Raw genomic sequence first — 19,532 nt, forward strand, 5'->3', positions numbered from 1 at the left:
CAACCCAGGAAGCAGGCATTCCCACCATGGCGCTCTCACCGACTCCGGACGACAAGTTCTCCTTCGGCCTCTGGACCGTCGGCTGGCTCGGCGTCGATCCTTTCGGCACGGCTTCGCGTGAGCCGCTCGAGCCGTGGGACTACGTGAGGGAACTGGCCGACCTCGGCGCATGGGGCATCACCTTCCACGACAACGACGTCTTCGCGTTCGACGCCGACGAGGCGACCAAGCGGTCGCGCATCGACAAACTGAAGAAGGTGTGTGACGACTCGGGGATCACCATCGAGATGGTCACGACCAACACCTTCACCCACCCGGTGTTCAAGGACGGCGGCTTCACCAGCAACGACCGCGGGGTGCGGCGGTTCGGACTGCGCAAGGTGCTCGGTGCGGTCGACATCGCGGCCGAATGCGGTGCGACGACTTTCGTGATGTGGGGTGGCCGCGAGGGCGCGGAATACGACGGCAGCAAGAACGTGTATGCCGCCCTCGAGCGGTACAAGGAGGGCGTCGACACCGTTGCGGCATACATCAAGGACAAGGCTTACGACCTGCGGATCGGGTTGGAGCCCAAGCCGAACGAGCCGCGAGGAGACATCTTCCTGCCCACTGTCGGACATGCGCTGGCGTTCATCGCCGAGCTGGACAACGGTGACATCGTCGGCTTGAATCCGGAGACCGGGCACGAACAGATGGCGAACCTGAACTTCAGCCACCAGCTGGGCCAGGCGCTGTGGAGCGGCAAGCTCTTCCACCTCGACCTCAACGGTCAGCGGGGCCTGAAGTACGACCAGGACCTGGTCTTCGGGCACGGTGACCTGCTGTCCGCGTTCTTCACCGTCGACCTGCTGGAGAACGGCTTCCCCGGCCAGCCCGACGCGCCGCGGTACACCGGTCCGCGGCACTTCGACTACAAGCCCTCCCGTACGGAGAACATGGCGGGAGTGTGGGATTCGGCGCGCGCGTGCATGTCGACGTACCTGCACCTGGCGGAGAAGGCGCGGGCGTTCCGGGCCGATCCGCGGGTGACCGAGGCGATGGAGTACGCAGGCGTCACCTCGTTGCAGGAGCCGACCCTGGCCGAGGGCGAGACGCTGGCGGACTTCCTCGCGGGCGACGACGGTTTCGACGTGCAGCAGGCGGCCGAGCGCGACTACGGTTTCGTGAAGCTGAACCAGCTGGCCGTCGAGCACCTGACCGGCCGCTGAGGGGCTCGCGTGACTCCGGAGCAGCCCGTCCCCGATGTCAGCACCCTCCCGGTCCGGGTCAAGGCCGGTCTGCTGGTCGGGAAGGACTTCTGGTCGACCATGGACGCGCCGGATCACGGCGTCGGCAGTGTGCAGATGTCGGACGGTCCGCACGGGGTTCGGCACGCGACCGGTGACGAGCTCGGTCTCAACGACGCGTCGCCCGCGACCTGCTTTCCCCCTGCCGTCGCGGTGGGATGCAGTTGGGATCCGGAAGTGGCGCGGCGAATCGGGGAAAGCGTTGCACGAGAAGCGCGTTCGCTCGGGATCGACATCGTTCTCGGTCCTGGCATCAACATCAAGCGGACACCGTTGTGCGGTCGCAACTTCGAGTACTACTCCGAGGACCCGCATCTCGCCGGGGAACTCGGCGTCGCACACGTGGACGGCCAGCAGGGCGCCGGTGTCGGGGCGTCGGTGAAGCACTTCGCCGCCAACAACCAGGAGACCGAGCGGATGCGCGTCGACGTGATCGTCGACGACCGGACGTTGCGGGAGATCTACCTGCCGGCGTTCGAGGCGGTGGTGAAACGTTCGGCCCCGGCGACCGTGATGGCGTCATACAACCTCCTCGGCGGGCTGCACGCGACGGAGCATCCGTGGCTGCTCACGACGTTGTTGCGTGAGGAGTGGGGTTTCGAGGGCGTGACGGTTTCCGACTGGGGTGCGACGGGTGATCCGGTCGCTTCGGTCGCGGCCGGGCTCGACCTGCAGATGCCGGGCCGGTCGGAGGAAGCGGTGGACGCCATCGCCGCTGCAGTCGAGGACGGGCACCTGTCCGAGGCGGACCTCGACAGGGCCGCGGCCAGCGTGCTCGGACTTCGCGCCTGGGTTGCGGAGCGGGCCGAGCCGTTCGACGTGGATGCGCACCACCGACTGGCGCGGGAGGCGGCGGCGTCGTGCGCGGTCCTGCTCAAGAACGACGAGTCGGTGTTGCCGCTGAGCACGGATGCCCGCATCGCTGTGATCGGGCAGTTCGCCCGGACACCGCGGTACCAGGGTGCCGGTAGCTCACACATCAATGCGACACGCATCGATGCAGCATTGGACTCGATCCGCTCGCTCGCCGGGAACGTCGAATTCGCAGCGGGTTTCGCACTTGACGGGACCGGTGACGCTGTGCAGTTGCGTGACGAGGCGGTGGGAGTTGCGGGGGCCAGTGACGTAGCGGTCGTGTTCGCCGGGCTCCCCGACGCTGCCGAGTCCGAGGGCTTCGACCGCGCCGAGTTGTCGTTGCCGGACGACCAGATCGCCGTCATCAACGCTGTCGCGGAGGTTGCTCCGCGCACCGTGGTGGTGCTGTCGCACGGAGGCGTCGTCACGATGGAGGAATGGCACGAACAGGTCGACGCCGTCCTCGACTGCTTCCTGCTCGGCCAGGCCGGAGGCAGCGCGACCGCCGATCTGCTCTTCGGGGTCGCGAATCCGTCGGGTCACCTGGCCGAGTCGGTGCCGTTGGAGCTGCGTCATACGACGTCGTTCCTGAACTTCCCGGGCGACCACCTCGAAGTACGTTATGGCGAAGGGGTTTTCGTCGGCTACCGCGGTTACGAGACGACCGGGGCACCGGTGCGGTATCCGTTCGGCCACGGCCTGAGTTACACGACTTTCGAGACGTCGCGCCTGCGGGTGGACGCGACCGGTGCGGCGACCGCAGCGGTGCGGGTGACGGTCGCGAACACCGGGCCATGTGCAGGACGCCACGTGGTGCAGCTGTATGTCGGCTCCGACGCCGGGCCCGTCCACCGTCCCGTCCGTGAGTTGCGAGCTTTCCGGTCGGTGTGGCTGGAGCCGGAGGAGACACGAGAGGTCGAGTTCGACCTCGACGATCGCGCGTTCTCCTATTGGGACGTCACCGATCATGCGTGGGTGGTGCCGGCCGGCGACTACCGGATCGAGATCGGCGCGAGCGCACATGACGTCGTTGCGGCGCAGACGGTTTCGCTCACCGGTAACGCACCGGTGCGCGCGTTGTCGCGCACGTCATCGATCGACGAGTGGCTCAATCATCCGCTCATCGGCGGGCCGGTCCTGGTGGAGGCACTCGGTCGGTACCTCCCGGAGGATCAGGGTGCGCTCATCCGCAGCGACCCGGCGGTTCTTCGGATCATGGGGTCGATGGAGGCCGAGAAGGCGATGCGGATGTTCGGCCTCGCCGACGCGTTGCCGGCCCTGGACGAGTTGGTCGCTCGATCGGCCGGCTCCGCGGGTTGAGCGCTGCCGCGCCGCGGGGTTGAGCGGCGCCCCTGTGGTCCGCGAGGTGGGAGCGGCGTGGGCTGGGCAGCAGGACGCTGGGTGGACACCGGACGCGACGTGCTGCCGAGATCGTTAGACTGACTAACAATGAGTGGAACGCCGGACTTCGACCTGAGACGCCTCGCGATCCCGGCATACGCTCCGTCACTGCTGTTCGGCCTGGCCGAGGGCGCGATGCTCCCCGTCGTGCCGCTGTCCGCGCGCCATCTCGGTGGGTCGGTCGCGACGGCGGCGCTGATGGTGACGCTGCTCAACGTCGGCTCGTTGCTCTTCAACGTGCCGAGCTCGATGATCACGGCGAAATACGGCGAGCGACACGCGATCATCGGCGCATCCGTCATCGGAGCCGTCGCCGCGGCACTGTGCATGGTCGCCAACTCGCTGGCCGTGTTCGGCACCGGCGCGTTCGTGATGGGCATCAGCGGCTCGGTGTTCATGCTCGCCCGGCAGAGCTACCTGACCGAGGCAGTGCCCGCGGCATACCGGGCGCGAGCACTGTCGACGCTCGGGGGAGTGATGCGCGTCGGCATGTTCCTCGGACCGTTCGTCGGCGCGGGCGCGATGGGGGTGTGGCACCTGCACGGTGCCTATGCCGTCTGCGTCGTCGCCCTCGCGATCGCCGGCGTCGCGGGCGGGACTCTGCAGGACCTGCCGACCCACACTGCGACGAACGGTGCCGAATCCAGCGCTGCGACGGTGCGTTCCGTCGCACGCGACTACAAGCGGATCTTCCTGACCGTCGGGTTCGGCATCCTGCTGGTCGCGATGATCCGCGCAACCCGGCAGGCGGTGGTGCCGCTGTGGGCCGAACACCTCGGCCTGTCCGCCCAGGCAACCTCGGTCATCGTCGGCATCGCCGGCGGTATCGACATGCTCGTGTTCTACCCCGCGGGCAAGGTGATGGACATCTTCGGCCGCCGCTGGGTGACGGTGCCGTCGATGCTCATCATGGGGCTGTCGATGATGGCGATCCCGCTCACGCACGGAGCCGTGCTGCTGTGCGTCGTCGCGTGCGTGCTCGGTTTCGGCAACGGCATCGGCTCCGGAATGGTGATGACCCTGGGGGCCGACTACTCACCGGACGTCGGTCGCGCGCAGTTCCTCGGCATCTGGCGCGAGCTGACGGATGCGGGCTCCTCGGTCGGCCCCGCCGTCCTGTCCGCCGTGACCGCGGCGACCGCACTCGCTGCTGGCATCGTCACCTCGGGAGCCTTCGGCCTGCTGGCCGCCGCGGTCATGTGGTTCTCGGTGCCGACCAAAGGTGGCCGGCGCCGCGGTCAGGACTCGAAACTCTCCGCTGCCGAAGGAAATTCGCCGGACGCGACCTCTCGTGCGTAGTCCTGGGCGGCCTTGCTGAGCTCGCCGCGGAGGTCGGCAAACTTGCGCACGAAGCGGGGCGCCTTGCCACCCCGCAGACCGGCCATGTCCTGCCAGACGAGCACCTGGGCGTCACAGTCCGGCCCGGCACCGATGCCGATCGTCGGTATGGCGAGCGCCTCGGTCACCTTGCGCGCAACCGGCGCGGGCACCATCTCCATCACCACGGAGAAGCAACCCGCTTCCTGCAGCGCCAGCGCATCCTCCAGGAGTCGCTCGGCACCGTCGCCGCGGCCCTGGACCCGGTAGCCGCCGAGCACGTGCTCGCTCTGCGGTGTGAAGCCGATGTGCCCCATCACCGGGATGCCGGCGCGGACCAGCAACTCGATCTCGGGCACCATCGGCTTGCCGCCCTCGAGCTTGACCGCGTGCGCCAGACCTTCCTTCATGAAGCGGGCGGCGGTCTCGAGCGCCTGCTGGGGGCTGGCCTGGTACGACCCGAACGGCAGATCGGCCACGACCATGGCGTGCGAGGTCGCCGTGCTCACCGCACGCACCAACGGCAGCAGGTGCTCGACGGTCACCGGCACGGTCGTCTCGAAGCCGAAGACGTTGTTGCCTGCCGAGTCGCCGACGAGCAGCACCGGGATGCCGGCCTGGTCGAAGATCTCCGCGGCATACATGTCGTATGCCGTGAGCATTGCCCACTTCTCGCCCTTGGTCTTCTTGGCCTGCAGGTGCGGCACGCGAACCCGGCGTTGCGGGGCGGCCTGCGCCCCGGTGCCGTAGGGAGCGGTGGTCTCTGGGGTCTTCTCCGTCATGTGCCAGAGCCTATCGGCGGCCGATAAGTAAGCGAGCCGTAAAGCCGCGGCATACAAACCTTAAAGAATGCTGGGAAACAGCCGCGATCTCACCCAGAGAACGGAATCCTACTTCTGCGCCGCCTCACACCCCGTTCGAGGCGGCCGTCCGTATATGGAGGAACTGTGACAAGACGCGTCTACAAGACAGCCGCCGGTGTGACGGCGTGCGCCGCAACCGCGGCGTTCACGCTCGCCGGCGTCGCCCAACCCGCCGATGCCCAGCCCACCCAGCCGGCATCGCCCAGCACCGTGCACCGCGCGGACAACCTGCCCAACCCGCGCGCCGAGCAACAGGCGGCGGAGCGTCAGGCCGCGGTCGACAAGCTCGTCAAGGGCCAGGCGACGGTGAAGACCATCCACGGCAGCAAGGTCATCGAGCTGCAGGCACCCGAGAGCAACAAGCACCACAACAAGCGGGGCAAGGGCACCAAGAAGCGCAAGGGCCGGTACGTCCAGTACGACGTCAACCAGTCGACGAAGATCTTCACGACGCTCGCCGAGTTCGGCACCCAGACCAAGCCGGCGCAGGGCGGCACGGCGGGACCGTTGCACAACACGATCGCCGAACCCGACCGGACACAGGACAACTCCACCTACTGGGTGGACGACTTCAACCAGGCGCACTACAACGAGCTGTTCAACGGCAAGGGTGAGTCGTTCCGCAACTTCTACAAGGACCAGTCGCTGGGCCGGTTCGACGTCACGACCGAGGTCGACGACTGGGTGCAGGTGCCCTACAACGAGGCGCGCTACGGCCACAACCCGGTCGACGGTGACGGCACCAGCGAGGCCGAGGGTTACTGGTCGTTCGTGAACGACTCGCTCACCGCCTGGTACAACAAGCAGATCCAGTCGGGCAAGAGCGACGCCGAGATCAAGCAGGACCTGCAGCAGTTCGACACGTGGGACCGGTACGACTACGACGGTGACGGCGACTTCAACGAGCCCGACGGCTACATCGACCACTACGAGGCCCTCCACGCCGGTGAGGGCGAGGAGGCCGGTGGTGGCGCGCAGGGCGACGACGCCATCTGGTCGCACCGGTGGGCGGTGTTGTCCGGCATCGGCACGACCGGCCCGGACGGCAACAAGTCCGGTGGTGTGCAGATCGGCAACACCGGCATCTGGGTGCAGGACTACACCACCGAGCCGGAGAACGGCGGATTGGGTGTGTTCGCCCACGAATTCGGCCACGACCTCGGTTTGCCCGACCTCTATGACACGACGGGTGCCGGCGACAACACGGTCGGCTTCTGGAGCCTGATGAGCAGCGGGTCGTGGTTGAACCACGGCGGTGACGCGATCGGCACCACGCCGGGTTACATGGACGGCTGGTCCAAGGTGCAGCTCGGTTGGAGCGACCTACAGACCGTGCAGTTCGGTCACCGGGCGAACATCAACCTCGGCCCGGCGGACGAGGACAACCGCCGGGAGCCGCAGGCGGTCGCGGTGAGCCTGCCGGACAAGCACATCACCACCGACTACAACACGCCGAAGTCCGGCTCCTACGAGTGGTGGAGCGGCAGCGCCGACAACCTGAACAACTCGCTGTCGCGCGAGCTCGACCTGACCGGCGCCACCTCGGCGTCGGTCTCGGCCGCCGCCTGGTACGACATCGAAGAGGGCTACGACTACCTCTACGGGCAGGTGTCGACGGACGGCGGTGCCACCTGGACGACGCTCGGTGACGGGGTGACCGGCACCAACGAGGCGTGGAGCACGATCAGCTTCGACCTGACGCCGTACGCGGGTCAGCAGGTCGTGTTCCGTTTCGCCTACCAGACGGACGGCGGCGTGCACTACGACGGTGCGTTCCTCGACGACCTGGCGGTCACGGTGGACGGCAGCACGACCACCGACGATGTCGAGTCCACCGAATCGTCCTGGACCGCAGACGGATTCACTCGTATGACGGGCAGCAACACGGTCACCAAGACGCAGTACTACCTGGCCGAGTACCGCCGCTACCACGGCTACGACACGACGCTGCGCAACGGCCCGTACAACTTCGGGTTCACCGACACCAAGGCGAACTGGGTGGAGCACTACCCCTACCAGGACGGCCTGCTGATCTGGTACGTCGACAACGAGTACGAGGACAACAACACGACGCAGCACCCCGGCCACGGCCTGGTGCTCCCGGTCGACGCGCACCCGGTGCCGGTGATCTGGAAGACCGGCGAGGTCGCATCCAACCGGATCCAGTCCTACGACTCGACATTCGGCCAGCAGCGCACCGACCGCTTCACCTTGCACCGCAAGGGCACCACGCTGCGGATGTGGAGCAAGCCGGGCAACCGGATGTTCGACGACTCGCGCACGGACGCCTACTGGTCGGCCCAGAACCCGACCGGGTCGGTGAAGGTCGCGGGCAGCGGCACGCAGATCATCGTCAAGCACAAGCAGGGTGACGGACTCGCACTGCAGGTGCACTTCAGGAAGTAGTTCGGACCGACCCCGGCCGTCCGGCCGGGTGGCCGGCGCCGGCCCGGAGCGAGTGTTCCCGGGCCGGCGTCGTCCGTTGTGCGGCACCCGCGCACCGAACGGGCGGACAAATGGGTCGGCCGTCGATCCGCGACGCGGTCGGGTAGGGCAGGATTCGGGTATGGATCGCCAACAGGAATACGTGCTCCGCACCATCGAGGAACGCGACATCCGGTTCATCCGGCTGTGGTTCACCGACGTGCTCGGCACCTTGAAGTCGGTGGCCGTGGCACCGGCCGAGTTGGAGGGCGCCTTCGCCGAGGGCATCGGCTTCGACGGCAGCGCCATCGAGGGCCTGGCACGGGTCTACGAGTCGGACATGTTGGTGCTCCCGGACGCGGACACGTTCCAGGTGCTGCCGTGGCGGGGGGAGAACCCCGGCACCGCACGAATGTTCTGCGACATCCGGCTCCCCGACGGCTCGGCGAGCATGGCCGACCCCCGCTACGTGCTGCAGCGGGCGCTGGGTAAGGCTGCGGAGAAGGGGCTGACCTTCTACACGCACCCGGAGATCGAGTTCTACCTGTTCGAGAAGGACATCAAGCCGGGGCAGCCGCCGGTGCCGGTGGACCAGGCCGGGTTCTTCGACCACGTCCCGCACGGCACCGGCCACGACTTCCGGCGCTCGGCGATCACCCTGCTGGAGCAGATGGGCATCTCCGTCGAGTTCTCCCACCACGAGGGCGGACCCGGCCAGAACGAGATCGACCTGCGCTACGCCGATGCGCTGTCCACCGCGGACAACATCATGACCTTCCGCACCGTCATCAAGGAGGTCGCGCTGGAGCAGGGCGTGTTCGCGTCGTTCATGCCCAAGCCGCTGGCCGACGCGCCCGGCTCCGGGATGCACACCCACGTCTCGCTGTTCGAAGGCGATCGCAACGCCTTCTTCGAGGCCGGGGCGCCATACCAGCTCTCGGTGACGGCACGGCGGTTCATCGCCGGCATCCTGCGGCACGCCGGCGAGATCAGCGCGGTGACCAACCAGTGGGTCAACTCCTACAAGCGCATCTGGAGCGGTGCGGAGGCGCCGCCCTACGTGTGCTGGGGACACAACAACCGCAGCGCGATGGTGCGGGTTCCCATGTACAAGCCGTCCAAGGGGCAGAGCTCCCGGATCGAGGTGCGCTCCCTGGACGCCGCCGCCAACCCCTACCTCGCGTATGCCGTGGTCCTCGCTGCGGGCATGAAGGGCGTCGACGAGGGCTACGACCTGCCGCCCGAGGCCGAGGACAACGTCTGGACGCTCACCGACCGTGAGCTGCGGGCGATGGGGATCGACCCGCTGCCCGCATCGCTGGATCACGCCATCCACCTGATGGAGCACAGCGAACTGGTTGCAGAGACGCTGGGTGAGCACGTCTTCGACTTCTTCCTGCGCAACAAGCGCGCCGAGTGGGCGGCCTACCGTGACCAGGTCACGCAGTACGAGTTGGATCAGTACCTGGGCCGGTTGTGAGCGTTTCGCGCAGCCTGCTGGCGCGGGCCGGTTTCACCGAGCCGGAGCGTGCGCTCGGCATGATCGCGGCGCTGAAGCTGCCGCCGGACACGTTCGAGGCAGGCATCGGTTCGTTGTCGCAGGCGGCGTCGCCGGATCACGCACTGCTCGGTCTGGTCCGCCTGGGCGAGGTCCTGTCCGAGGGCGAGAACACCCAGCTGGCAACGCTTTTCGCCGAGAACAAGGACGCGTGGAATCGCCTCGTGGTCCTGCTGGGCGCGTCCACGGCGCTCACCGACCACCTGGTCCGTCACCCGCAGCACTGGCATGACGTGGTCGACGCACGGGTGCGCGACAGGGACGCGCTCTACACCAGGCTGGCGGAGGCGGTGGGCGCCGCCACCGGCACGGACGGGTATGACGCGCTGCGCGTCGCCTACTACCGGGAGTTGCTGCAGATCGCGGCCGTCGACCTGACAGGCGATGCCGTCGAGCAGTTCCCGGAGATCTCCGAGGCGCTCGCCGAACTCGCCGGCGCCGCGGTCGCGGCGGCGCTGCAGATCGCGCGCAACACCGTCGAAGGCGCCGACACCTGCCGGCTCAGCGTGATCGGCATGGGCAAGTGCGGTGGCCGCGAGCTGAACTACATCAGCGACGTCGACGTCATCTTCGTCGCCGAGCCCGCCGACGGGGTCGCCGAAGCCGACGCGATGGAGGTCGGTGCCAGGCTGGCCACCGAGATCATGCGGGCCTGCTCGGTCGCGACGGGGGAAGGGTCGCTGTGGCAGGTCGATCCGGCGTTGCGGCCGGAGGGCAAGCAGGGCCCGCTCGTCCGGACCGTCGACTCCCACCGTGCGTACTACGACCGCTGGGCGAAGACCTGGGAGTTCCAAGCACTGCTGAAGGCACGGCCGATCGCGGGGGACGAGGAGGTGGGCGCGGCATACCTGTCGGCGATCCAGCCCCTGGTATGGCGGGCGGCCGACCGGGACCACTTCGTCGAGGACGTCCAGGCGATGCGGCGGCGGGTGGAGGACCACGTCCCCGCGGCAGAGGTCGGCCGGCAGCTCAAGCTCGGACCCGGTGGGTTGCGGGACATCGAGTTCAGCATGCAGCTGCTGCAGCTGGTGCACGGCCGGACCGACGAGCGGCTGCGCAACCGCGGCACCCTGGCGGCCATGGAGTCGCTGTCCCGGGGCGGCTACATCGGGCGGGTCGACGCACACGAGCTGGACCAGGCGTACCGGCAGTTGCGGGTGCTGGAGCACCGGATCCAGCTGTCCCGGATGCGGCGCACCCACCTGATCCCCAACAACCCGGCGGAACTGCGGGCGCTCGGCCGCTCCATGGGACTTCGGGTGGACCCCGAGACCGAGGTGGTCAAGCAGTGGCGTGAACGCGCCGCCAACGTGCGCCGGCTGCACGAGCGGATCTTCTACCGGCCGCTCCTCACCGCCGTCGCCAACCTGTCCGGCGACGACGCGCGGCTGACCCGGGAGAACGCCGAAGACCGTTTCGCCGCACTGGGTTTCCGGGACGCCAAGGGCGCGGTGCGCCATCTGGAGGCGCTGACCGCGGGGGTGAGCCGGCGAGCCGCGATCCAGCGCACCCTGCTCCCGGTGATGCTGCAGTGGTTCTCCGAGGAGGTCGACCCGGACCTGGGGCTGCTCGCCTTCCGCAAGCTCAGCGACGCGTTGGGGTCGACCCACTGGTTCCTCAAGATGCTGCGCGACGAGGGCCGCGCGGCGGAGACCCTTGCGCGCGCGCTCGCCGGCAGCCGGTATGTCGGTCAGCTGCTGGAGAACGCCCCCTCGGCGGTGCGCGTCTTCGGGTCCCACCAGGCGCTGGTGCCGCTCACCCGGGAGCAACTGCTCACGGTGGTGCGTGCCGCGGTCGACCGGCAACCGGACGACGACGATGCGGCACTGCTCGCGGTCCGGTCGGCCCGCCGCAACGAGCTCATCCGCATCGCGGTCGCCGACCTGACCGGTGCGCTCGACCTGGACGCCGTCGAGCGGGCGCTCACCGACCTGGCAGCCGCGACACTCCAGGGCGCGCTGGAGCTCGCCATACGACACGTCGAAAAAGCAAGCGACACAACACTTTCGACGGTGATCAGCATCATCGGTATGGGCCGTCTGGGCGGCCGGGAGATGGGCTACTCCTCGGACGCCGACGTGATGTTCGTGCACGATCCGTTGTCCGACGCGGACCCGCAACTCGCCCAGAGCCAGGCGGAGGAGGTCGTGACGTTCCTCAGCACCGGGCTGAGCGCCGCCGGCCCGGACCCGGCGCTCGTGGTCGATGCCGACCTGCGCCCGGAGGGCAAGGCCGGGCCGATCGTGCGCACCCTCGCGTCCTACGCCGCGTACTACGAGCGATGGTCGGAGGGCTGGGAGGCGCAGGCGCTGCTGCGGGCCACCCCGATCGCCGGGGACCAGGACCTGGCGCGCCGGTTCACCGAGCTGATCGACCCGTTGCGCTGGCCCGAGGGCGGCATCGACGCGGCGGCGGTGCGCTCGATCCGGATGCTGAAAGCGCGAATGGAGGCGGAGCGACTGCCGCGCGGAGCCGACATCCGCACCCACTTCAAGCTGGGCCGCGGGGGACTGTCCGACGTCGAGTGGACCGTCCAGCTCGCCCAGTTGCAGCACGCTCACGAGATCTCGGAGCTGCGCCACCCCGGTACCACCACGCCGCTGCGGGTGATGGCCCAGCACGGGCTGCTCGACGTGCGTGACGCCGCGAAACTGCGTGAGTCCTGGACCCTCGCGAGCAGGCTGCGCAACGCGTCGGTGCTCTGGCGGGGCCGGCCGGTCGATTCACTGCCGGGTTCCCTCGCCGACGCCGACGGCATCGCACGGATCCTCGGCTCGCCCGTCGGAGCCGGTCACGAGCTGTCCGAGCGGTACCTGCGGGTGTCGCGCCGCGCACGTGAGGTCGTCGAGCGCGAGTTCTACGGCACCGACCCGGACGGCGACCGGGACGTCGACCCGACGCGCTGACCGATCGCGCCGAGCCGCCCATGGATCGTCAGCTCCGTCGTCAGCAGCACCGAAACGGCCTGGGCCAGCAGGAGTGCCACCAGCACCAGTAGCTGCACGGCGGCTGCCTCCCACGGGCTGGCGCCGCCCAGCAGCGCACCGACGAAGGCGCCGGGGAGGGTGACCAGGCCCACCGTACGGGTCTGGTCCATGCCGGGGATCAGCGCGAGCGCGGCGTCGTCGCGGGCGACCACGTCGGCGGCCTGGGAAGGGGTGAGACCGAGCGAGAGCCCGGCCTCGTACTCGCCGTACCGGGTGTGCAACGCATCGTGGATCCGCTTGCCGGACAACGACGTGGCCACCATCGAATTGCCCCCGACGATGCCCAGCACGGGGATGACGGCGATCGGGCGGATCGGCACCAGGCCGGTGGCCAGGATCCCGAGAACCGCGGGCACCGCGCCCCCGCAGATCGGCACGAGCGTCCACCAGGTGGCCCGGCCCAGGATCCGGTGGGCGCTGGTGTATGCCGCCACCGACAGCATCAGCGCGCAGAACAGCAACGAGAGCGGCCAGGACCGCAGCACCACACCAACCACCAGGCCGACGGCCGCCAGTTGGACACAGGCACGCAGCCCCGCGGTGACCTGTCCGACGCCGCTGCCGAGCCGCCCCCACCGCACGACCGCCGCCGCCAGCAGGGTCGCGACCACCGCGAAGGCGAGCACGACGACGTCGTCCTGCAGGCCGTGCAGCTGCACCAGGGTCATGAGAAGGAGTATCCCGGAGGCGGCCGGCGCGACGTGCGCACGGCGAGGCCGCGATTCCGGGGATCGGACGGGGCGCCGGGACCGGTGTCGACGCCAACTAGAATCGGGCCGTGATCAATCGCCTTGACCTGCGTGGCGCGGCGCTTCGTGACCTCGACGCCCTCGCGCTGCGCAACACGCTGCCCCGAGCCGAGCTCGACGTGGAGGCCGCACTCGACATCGTGCGTCCCATCTGCGAGCAGGTTCATGCCGGCGGCGCGCAGGCGGTGCTCGACCTGGACGAGCGGTTCGACGGGGTGCGGCCGCCGTCCCTGCGGGTGCCGGACTCGGTGATCGAGGCGGCGGTGGCCGGGCTCGACCCGGCCCTGCGCGACGCGCTGGAGGAGTCGATCCGCCGGGCACGCATCGTGCACGAGGCACAGAGCCGCACCGAGATCGTGACCCAGGTGGTGCCCGGCGGCACGGTGACCGAGCGACACGTGCCGGTCGAGCGGGTGGGCCTCTACGTGCCGGGCGGCCAGGCGGTCTACCCCAGCAGCGTGGTGATGAATGTCGTGCCGGCGCAGATCGCCGGCGTCGGGTCGCTGGCCGTTGCCAGCCCGCCGCAGCGTTCCAACGCGGGCGAGTTCGTGGGTTACCCCGATCCGACGATCCTGGCGGCCTGCGGGCTGCTCGGGGTCGACGAGGTCTACGCGGTCGGCGGGGCACAGGCGGTCGCCATGTTCGCCTACGGCGCCCTCGACACGTCGGGCGAAACCGTCTGTGAGCCGGTCAACCTCGTGACCGGCCCGGGCAACGTCTATGTCGCGGCGGCGAAGCGGCTGCTGCTCGGTGTGATCGGCATCGACGCGGAAGCCGGCCCGACCGAGATCGCGATCCTCGCCGACGAGACCGCCAACGCGCAGCTGGTGGCCGCGGACCTGATCAGCCAGGCCGAGCACGACGAGCTGGCGGCATCCGTGCTCGTCACCGACAGCGCAGAGCTCGCGGCTGCGGTGGAGGAAGCCCTGGAGGAGCGGGTCGCGCTCACCAAGCACGTCGAACGGGTCCGCATCGCGCTCGCCGGACCGCAGTCCGGCATCGTGCTGGTCGACGGTCTCGACGAAGGCGTTCGGGTCGTCGACGCCTACGCCGCGGAGCACCTGGAGATCCAGACCCGGGACGCCTCGGCGGTCGCCGCCCGGATCCGTAACGCCGGCGCGATCTTCGTCGGCGACTACGCACCGGTCAGCCTCGGCGACTACGCGGCGGGCTCCAACCACGTGCTGCCGACCGGCGGGTGTGCCTGCCACAGCGGCGGGCTGTCCGTGCAGTCGTTCCTGCGCGGCATCCACGTCATCGACTACTCGCGCGACGCACTGGCCGACATCGCCGACACGGTGGTCACCCTGGCCACGGCGGAGGACCTGCCGGCGCACGGTGACGCCGTGACCGCGCGATTCGAAGAGAAGCAGTGAGCTCGCTGCAGGAGCTGGTCCGACCGGAGCTGCGTGGCCAGACCCCGTACGGCGCGCCGCAGCTGGACGTGCCGGTCGCGCTCAACACCAACGAGTCCTCCTACCCGGTGCCGCAGGTGGTGGTCGACCAGATCGCCCGCGACGTCGCCGAGGTGGCCGTCTCGCTCAACCGCTACCCGGATCGCGAATTCACCCGGCTGCGTGAGCTGTTGGCCGGTTACCTGCGGCGCACCACGGGGGAGCCGGTCACCGCCCAGCAGGTGTGGGCGGCCAACGGCTCCAACGAAGTGCTGCAGCACATCGTGCAGGCCTTCGGCGGTGCGGGCCGGACCGCGCTCGGCTTCACCCCGTCATACTCCATGCACCCGCTGATCAGTGAGCGCAACGGCACCACCTGGGTCGACGGGCTGCGCGACGCGGACCCGTCGAAGTTCGACCTGGACGGCGACCTCGCGGTGGATCAGACGCGTAGGCACGATCCGGAGTTGATCTTCCTGTGCTCGCCCAACAACCCGACGGGCACCGCGCTCGACCTCGACATCGTGCGCCGGGTCTACGACGCCACCGAGCGCGCGATCGTCGTCGTCGACGAGGCCTACACCGAGTTCTCCCGGGAGGGCACGCCAAGCGCCGTCTCACTGTTGCCGGGGCGGGATCGGCTGGTCGTCAGCCGCACCATGTCCAAGGCATTCGCTTTCGCCGGCGCACGGCTCGGATATCTCGCGGCAGCAACGGAATTCAGCGATCTCCTGCGCCTCGTGCGATTGCCCTACCACCTGTCGACGGTGACCCAGGCCGTTGCGTGCGCGGCGCTGGAGCACACCGACACGATGCTCGCGATGGTCGACAAGATCAAGACGACGCGTGACGATCTGCTCGAGGGCTGCGCCGCGCTCGGTCTGCAGCCGGTGCCCAGCGATGCGAACTTCGTGCTGGTCGGCGGATTCGACGACGCCGCAGCGACCTGGCAGGCTCTGCTGGACCGGGGTGTTCTGGTGCGCGACGTGGGGATCCCGCACCACCTGCGCATCACCGCGGGGACGCCGGAGGAGAACGACACAGCCCTGCGCGCTCTGCGCGCGGTGCTCGAAGGAGAATACGCATGACGACCGATCACCGGGTGGCACAGATCGAGCGCGCGACCAAGGAGAGCCAGATCGAGCTGTCGGTCGACCTGGACGGCACCGGTGCGAGCGAGGTGTCCACGGGGGTGCGGTTCTACGACCACATGCTGGAGAGCTTCGCCAAGCACAGCCTGATCGACCTGCGGGTCAAGGCGACCGGCGACCTCGACGTCGACGCACACCACACGGTGGAGGACACCGCGATCGTGCTCGGCCAGGCCGTGCGGGAGGCGCTGGGCGACAAGAGCGGCATCTCCCGCTTCGGTGACGCCACAGTGCCGTTGGACGAGGCGCTGGTGCACGCTGTCGTCGATGTCGCGGGGCGTCCGTATGTCGTGCACACCGGGGAGCCCGAAGGCCAGATCTACGCGGTCATCGGTGGCAACTATGCGGGTTCGCTGACCCAGCACGTGCTGGAGAGCTTCGGCCATCACGCTGCGATCGCGTTGCACGTGCGTGTCCTGTCCGGCCGCGACCCGCACCACATCGTCGAGGCACAGTTCAAGGCGGTCGCCAGGGCGTTGCGCGCCGCGATCGCGCGGGATCCGCGTGTCGTCGGCATCCCGAGCGCCAAGGGTGCACTGTAGGTCGCATGCCCCGCGCCGTCCGCTCCCGACGATCCGGCGTGCTCCTGTTGCACGGCGACGTCAAGACCGTGTCCGCATGGGTGCGCCAGGGGGTCGTCCCTTCCTACGTCGTACCCCTGGCGGGTTGGACCGCCGTCGTGCCCGGCGGCCCGTCGCAGGCCGGCAAGCCGTACGACGATGCGGTGCACCTGCTGCTCGCCCGCCGCGTGCCGAGCCGGATGCGCGCGGCGCTCGGACTGTTCCGGCTGGACGACAGGGGTGTCGTGGTCGTACACCCGCGCGGCTGGCGTGCGCTACCGCGGTGGCTGGTCTGGGAGCGCGGCGACGGGGTCTCCGGGCTGCCGGGCCATCCGGCCGCCCGGCCAGGCGACATGGCGATGGCTGCCGGAGTCGTACCCGAGTCCGTGCGAGCGATCCGGGAGATCCTCACCGACCCCACCGCACTGATCGACGACGTGCTCGCCGACCTGATGGGGGTGCTCGCGCTGCCGGGGGAACGCCTCATCAATGGGCAGGTCAAGGACGCCGAGGGTGCTGTGCTGGTCGAACCAGCGGCGCGCGCCGTCGAGCGATTCTCCCGAGTCACCAAGGAAGACAAAGAAATCCGCACCGAGTTGGAGCAGCTGTGAGCAGTCGGATCGTCGTTTTCGACTACGGCAGCGGCAACGTCCGCTCCGTGGTCCGCATGCTCGAGCGGGTCGGCGCGGACGTCACGCTGACCGCCGATCGGCAGGCCGCGCTGGATGCCGACGGCCTCTACGTGCCGGGTGTCGGTGCGTTCCACGCGTGCATGGTCGGGCTGCGGGACGCCGGTGGACCGCAGATCATCGCCGAGCGGCTGCGAGTCGGGAGACCGGTCCTCGGGGTGTGTGTCGGTTTCCAGGTGCTCTTCGACGGGTCGACCGAACCCACGTCCATCCGGCCCGTAACCAGTGGCCTCGGGTACTTCTCTGGGACCGTCGAACGCCTCGACGCACCCGTCGTGCCGCACATGGGGTGGAGTCTGCTCTCGCCCGCCGCCGGTTCGCGCCTGCTCGCGGGGGTCGAGGACCAACGTTTCTACTTCGTCCACTCGTATGCCGCCGCGCAGCTGCTCGACAGCCGGGTTGCGGGGAACCCGCTGGTGACGACCGCGCAGCACGGTGCGAGCTTCGTCGCGGCGGTCGAGGACGGGCCGCTGACGGGCACCCAGTTCCACCCGGAGAAGTCGGGCGATGCCGGCGCCCACCTGGTGCAGAACTGGCTGCGCACACTGTGATCGCCCGAGCCCGTCGAGTAGCCCGGAGCGCTAGCGGCGGGTTCCCCCACGCGGGTCGAGTAGCCCGGAGCGCTAGCGGAGGGCGTATCGAGACCACCACCTGCACAATCGAAAACGTCACAACACAAGGAGATTTCGATGGTTGACGAGGCGCCGAGACTCGAGCTCTTGCCCGCCGTGGACGTGGCCGACGGCCAGGCCGTCCAGCTCGTCCAGGGTGTCGCCGGCACCGGGGGCCAGTTCGGAGACCCTCTCGCGGCCGCCACGGCGTGGCAGGACGCGGGGGCCGAGTGGCTGCACCTGGTCGACCTCGACGCGGCGTTCGGTCGGGGCAGCAACGCCGAGCTCCTGGCGAGCATCATCGGCCGGCTGGACCTGAAGGTCGAGCTGTCGGGCGGCATACGCGACGAGGCGTCCTTGACCGCGGCACTGGCGACGGGGTGCCGGCGCGTGAACCTCGGCACCGCTGCGCTGGAGGACCCGGAGTGGACGGCGCGGGCCATCGCGACCCACGGGGATCGCATCGCGGTCGGTCTCGACGTGCGCGGCACTACCCTCGCGGCGCGCGGCTGGACCAGGGAGGGTGGTGACCTGTGGGAGACCCTCGAGCGTCTCGACGGAGAGGGCTGTGCCCGCTACGTCGTCACGGACGTCGCCAAGGACGGCATGCTGCAGGGGCCCAATGTCACGCTCCTGCAAGACGTTTGCGCGCGCACCGATCGACCGGTCGTCGCCTCCGGCGGGGTGTCCACCCTGGACGACATCCGCGCGTTGCGTGAGCTCGTGCCGGTCGGCGTCGAGGGCGCGATCATCGGCTCGGCGCTCTACAAGGGAGCCTTCGAGCTCGGGGACGCCCTCGACCTCGCCGGCCGTCCGGCGACCGCATGACGCACGAGCATTTCGACTCCGCGGGTCAGACCTTCTCCGGGAGGGCGGTGACCGGCACCGGGTTCGACAACGACGACGGGTCGATCGACCCCCAGCTCGCCATCGCGCTGCAGGATGCGGGCGACGAGGGGGGTCTGATGGCCGCGCTGGCGCAGGCACGGTTGCTCGTGCCGATCGTCGCCACGCTGGCGGAGGCGGACGAGTCGGGGGAGCACGTCGTCGAGAAGAGCACCGACATGGCGGTGGTCACGCTGACCGCGCCGTCGGGCGAGCGGGCGCTGCCGGTCTTCACCGACACGGCATCGCTCGCAGCCTGGGATCCAGAAGCTCGCCCATCGCCGGTGCGAGCCGAGCTGGCGGCTCAGGCCGCGATCGCCGAGCAGTGCGACGTGATGGTGCTGGATGTCGCCACCCGGTCGCTGGTGTTGCGGCCGAGCATGGTGTGGGCACTGGCCCAGCGAGCCAGCTGGCGGCCGCCACACCTGGATGACCATGTCCGACAGGCGGTTTCGAAGGCCGTTGCCGACGAACCCGACATTGCCGAGGCCAGGTGCGAGGCCGGCAGCGCCCCCGGGGAGCTGCGCGTCGTGCTCGCGGTGCGGCCCGGACTCACCCAGCAGGAGCTGCAGGCGCTGGCACAGCGGGTGGGCGAGCAGATCGCGACCGACGGCGAGACCCGCGCCCGCATCGACGGCCTCGCGTTCTCCGTCGTCTCGGCAGGCTGACCCACTTCGACGACCGGCCCCAAACAGACTACCGACAGGCCCACAAACTGCCGAAAGGCCCAGCAAACCGCCGCAGATCGTGGCGGTTTGCTGGGCCTTTCGGGGTGATTCTGAGCCTTTCGGCAGGTGGGGGG

The 19,532-nt window shown here is 69.2% G+C and carries 15 protein-coding genes; 13 read left to right on the forward strand and 2 right to left on the reverse strand.

The window, feature by feature from the left end; translation table 11 throughout:
• The first annotated feature begins 26 nt into the window (after window positions 1-26).
• The 3 genes from xylA to FHU39_RS05950 all read left to right on the forward strand — a co-directional run bounded on the left by xylA (window position 27) and on the right by FHU39_RS05950 (window position 4,841).
• Window positions 27-1,208, forward strand: a complete 1,182-nt coding sequence (xylA, locus tag FHU39_RS05940; RefSeq protein WP_183319499.1) for a xylose isomerase — start codon at window positions 27-29, stop codon at window positions 1,206-1,208.
• 9 nt (window positions 1,209-1,217) lie between these two features.
• On the forward strand, window positions 1,218-3,461 hold the full coding sequence (locus tag FHU39_RS05945; protein WP_221185146.1) for a glycoside hydrolase family 3 C-terminal domain-containing protein: 2,244 nt from the start codon (window positions 1,218-1,220) through the stop codon (window positions 3,459-3,461).
• Window positions 3,462-3,590: 129 nt separating this feature from the next.
• Window positions 3,591-4,841 (forward strand): MFS transporter, encoded by a 1,251-nt coding sequence (locus FHU39_RS05950; protein WP_183319500.1) that lies wholly within the window; start codon window positions 3,591-3,593, stop codon window positions 4,839-4,841.
• On the opposite strand, the gene panB is transcribed toward FHU39_RS05950, so the two are convergent.
• Window positions 4,781-5,641: a 3-methyl-2-oxobutanoate hydroxymethyltransferase gene (gene panB / locus FHU39_RS05955; RefSeq protein ID WP_183319501.1), complete on the reverse strand. Its 861-nt coding sequence runs from the start codon at window positions 5,639-5,641 to the stop codon at window positions 4,781-4,783. The genes FHU39_RS05950 and panB overlap by 61 nt on opposite strands.
• 165 nt (window positions 5,642-5,806) lie before the next feature.
• Between panB and FHU39_RS05960 the strand changes: the two genes are divergently transcribed.
• The 3 genes from FHU39_RS05960 to FHU39_RS05970 all read left to right on the forward strand — a co-directional run bounded on the left by FHU39_RS05960 (window position 5,807) and on the right by FHU39_RS05970 (window position 12,610).
• Window positions 5,807-8,128, forward strand: a complete 2,322-nt coding sequence (locus FHU39_RS05960; RefSeq protein WP_183319502.1) for an immune inhibitor A domain-containing protein — start codon at window positions 5,807-5,809, stop codon at window positions 8,126-8,128.
• A gap of 160 nt (window positions 8,129-8,288) precedes the next feature.
• Window positions 8,289-9,626 carry a glutamine synthetase family protein gene (locus FHU39_RS05965; RefSeq protein ID WP_183319503.1) on the forward strand — a complete coding sequence of 446 codons (1,338 nt, stop codon included), beginning with the start codon at window positions 8,289-8,291 and terminating at the stop codon, window positions 9,624-9,626.
• On the forward strand, window positions 9,623-12,610 hold the full coding sequence (locus FHU39_RS05970) for a bifunctional [glutamine synthetase] adenylyltransferase/[glutamine synthetase]-adenylyl-L-tyrosine phosphorylase (protein WP_183319504.1): 2,988 nt from the start codon (window positions 9,623-9,625) through the stop codon (window positions 12,608-12,610). The genes FHU39_RS05965 and FHU39_RS05970 overlap by 4 nt, the downstream gene beginning before the upstream one ends.
• Here FHU39_RS05970 and FHU39_RS05975 read toward each other — a convergent pair.
• Window positions 12,562-13,359, reverse strand: a complete 798-nt coding sequence (locus tag FHU39_RS05975) for an ABC transporter permease (RefSeq protein WP_183319505.1) — start codon at window positions 13,357-13,359, stop codon at window positions 12,562-12,564. The genes FHU39_RS05970 and FHU39_RS05975 overlap by 49 nt on opposite strands.
• Window positions 13,360-13,469: 110 nt before the next feature.
• On the opposite strand from FHU39_RS05975, the gene hisD reads away from it, so the two are divergent.
• The 7 genes from hisD to FHU39_RS06010 all read left to right on the forward strand — a co-directional run bounded on the left by hisD (window position 13,470) and on the right by FHU39_RS06010 (window position 19,398).
• Window positions 13,470-14,816, forward strand: a complete 1,347-nt coding sequence (gene hisD / locus FHU39_RS05980; RefSeq protein WP_183319506.1) for a histidinol dehydrogenase — start codon at window positions 13,470-13,472, stop codon at window positions 14,814-14,816.
• Window positions 14,813-15,922, forward strand: coding sequence for a histidinol-phosphate transaminase (locus tag FHU39_RS05985; RefSeq protein ID WP_183319507.1), 1,110 nt, complete (start codon window positions 14,813-14,815; stop codon window positions 15,920-15,922). The genes hisD and FHU39_RS05985 overlap by 4 nt, the downstream gene beginning before the upstream one ends.
• Entirely contained in the window at window positions 15,919-16,527 is a 609-nt protein-coding gene (gene hisB / locus FHU39_RS05990) for an imidazoleglycerol-phosphate dehydratase HisB (RefSeq protein WP_183319508.1), read from the forward strand. Before FHU39_RS05985 ends, hisB begins: the two co-directional genes overlap by 4 nt.
• A 5-nt stretch (window positions 16,528-16,532) precedes the next feature.
• The gene (locus FHU39_RS24065; protein WP_183319509.1) at window positions 16,533-17,156 is read left to right on the forward strand and encodes a hypothetical protein; all 624 of its coding nucleotides are present in this window, start codon (window positions 16,533-16,535) and stop codon (window positions 17,154-17,156) included.
• On the forward strand, window positions 17,153-17,785 hold the full coding sequence (gene hisH / locus FHU39_RS24070) for an imidazole glycerol phosphate synthase subunit HisH (RefSeq protein ID WP_183319510.1): 633 nt from the start codon (window positions 17,153-17,155) through the stop codon (window positions 17,783-17,785). Before FHU39_RS24065 ends, hisH begins: the two co-directional genes overlap by 4 nt.
• Window positions 17,786-17,923: 138 nt before the next feature.
• Window positions 17,924-18,673: a bifunctional 1-(5-phosphoribosyl)-5-((5-phosphoribosylamino)methylideneamino)imidazole-4-carboxamide isomerase/phosphoribosylanthranilate isomerase PriA gene (gene priA, locus FHU39_RS06005; protein ID WP_183319511.1), complete on the forward strand. Its 750-nt coding sequence runs from the start codon at window positions 17,924-17,926 to the stop codon at window positions 18,671-18,673.
• A complete protein-coding gene (locus FHU39_RS06010; protein ID WP_183319512.1) occupies window positions 18,670-19,398 on the forward strand; it encodes an SseB family protein in 729 nt (242 codons plus the stop codon). The genes priA and FHU39_RS06010 overlap by 4 nt, the downstream gene beginning before the upstream one ends.
• Window positions 19,399-19,532: the final 134 nt, after the last annotated feature.

The organism is Flexivirga oryzae (assembly GCF_014190805.1).
Classification (GTDB): Bacteria; Actinomycetota; Actinomycetes; order Actinomycetales; family Dermatophilaceae; genus Flexivirga; species Flexivirga oryzae.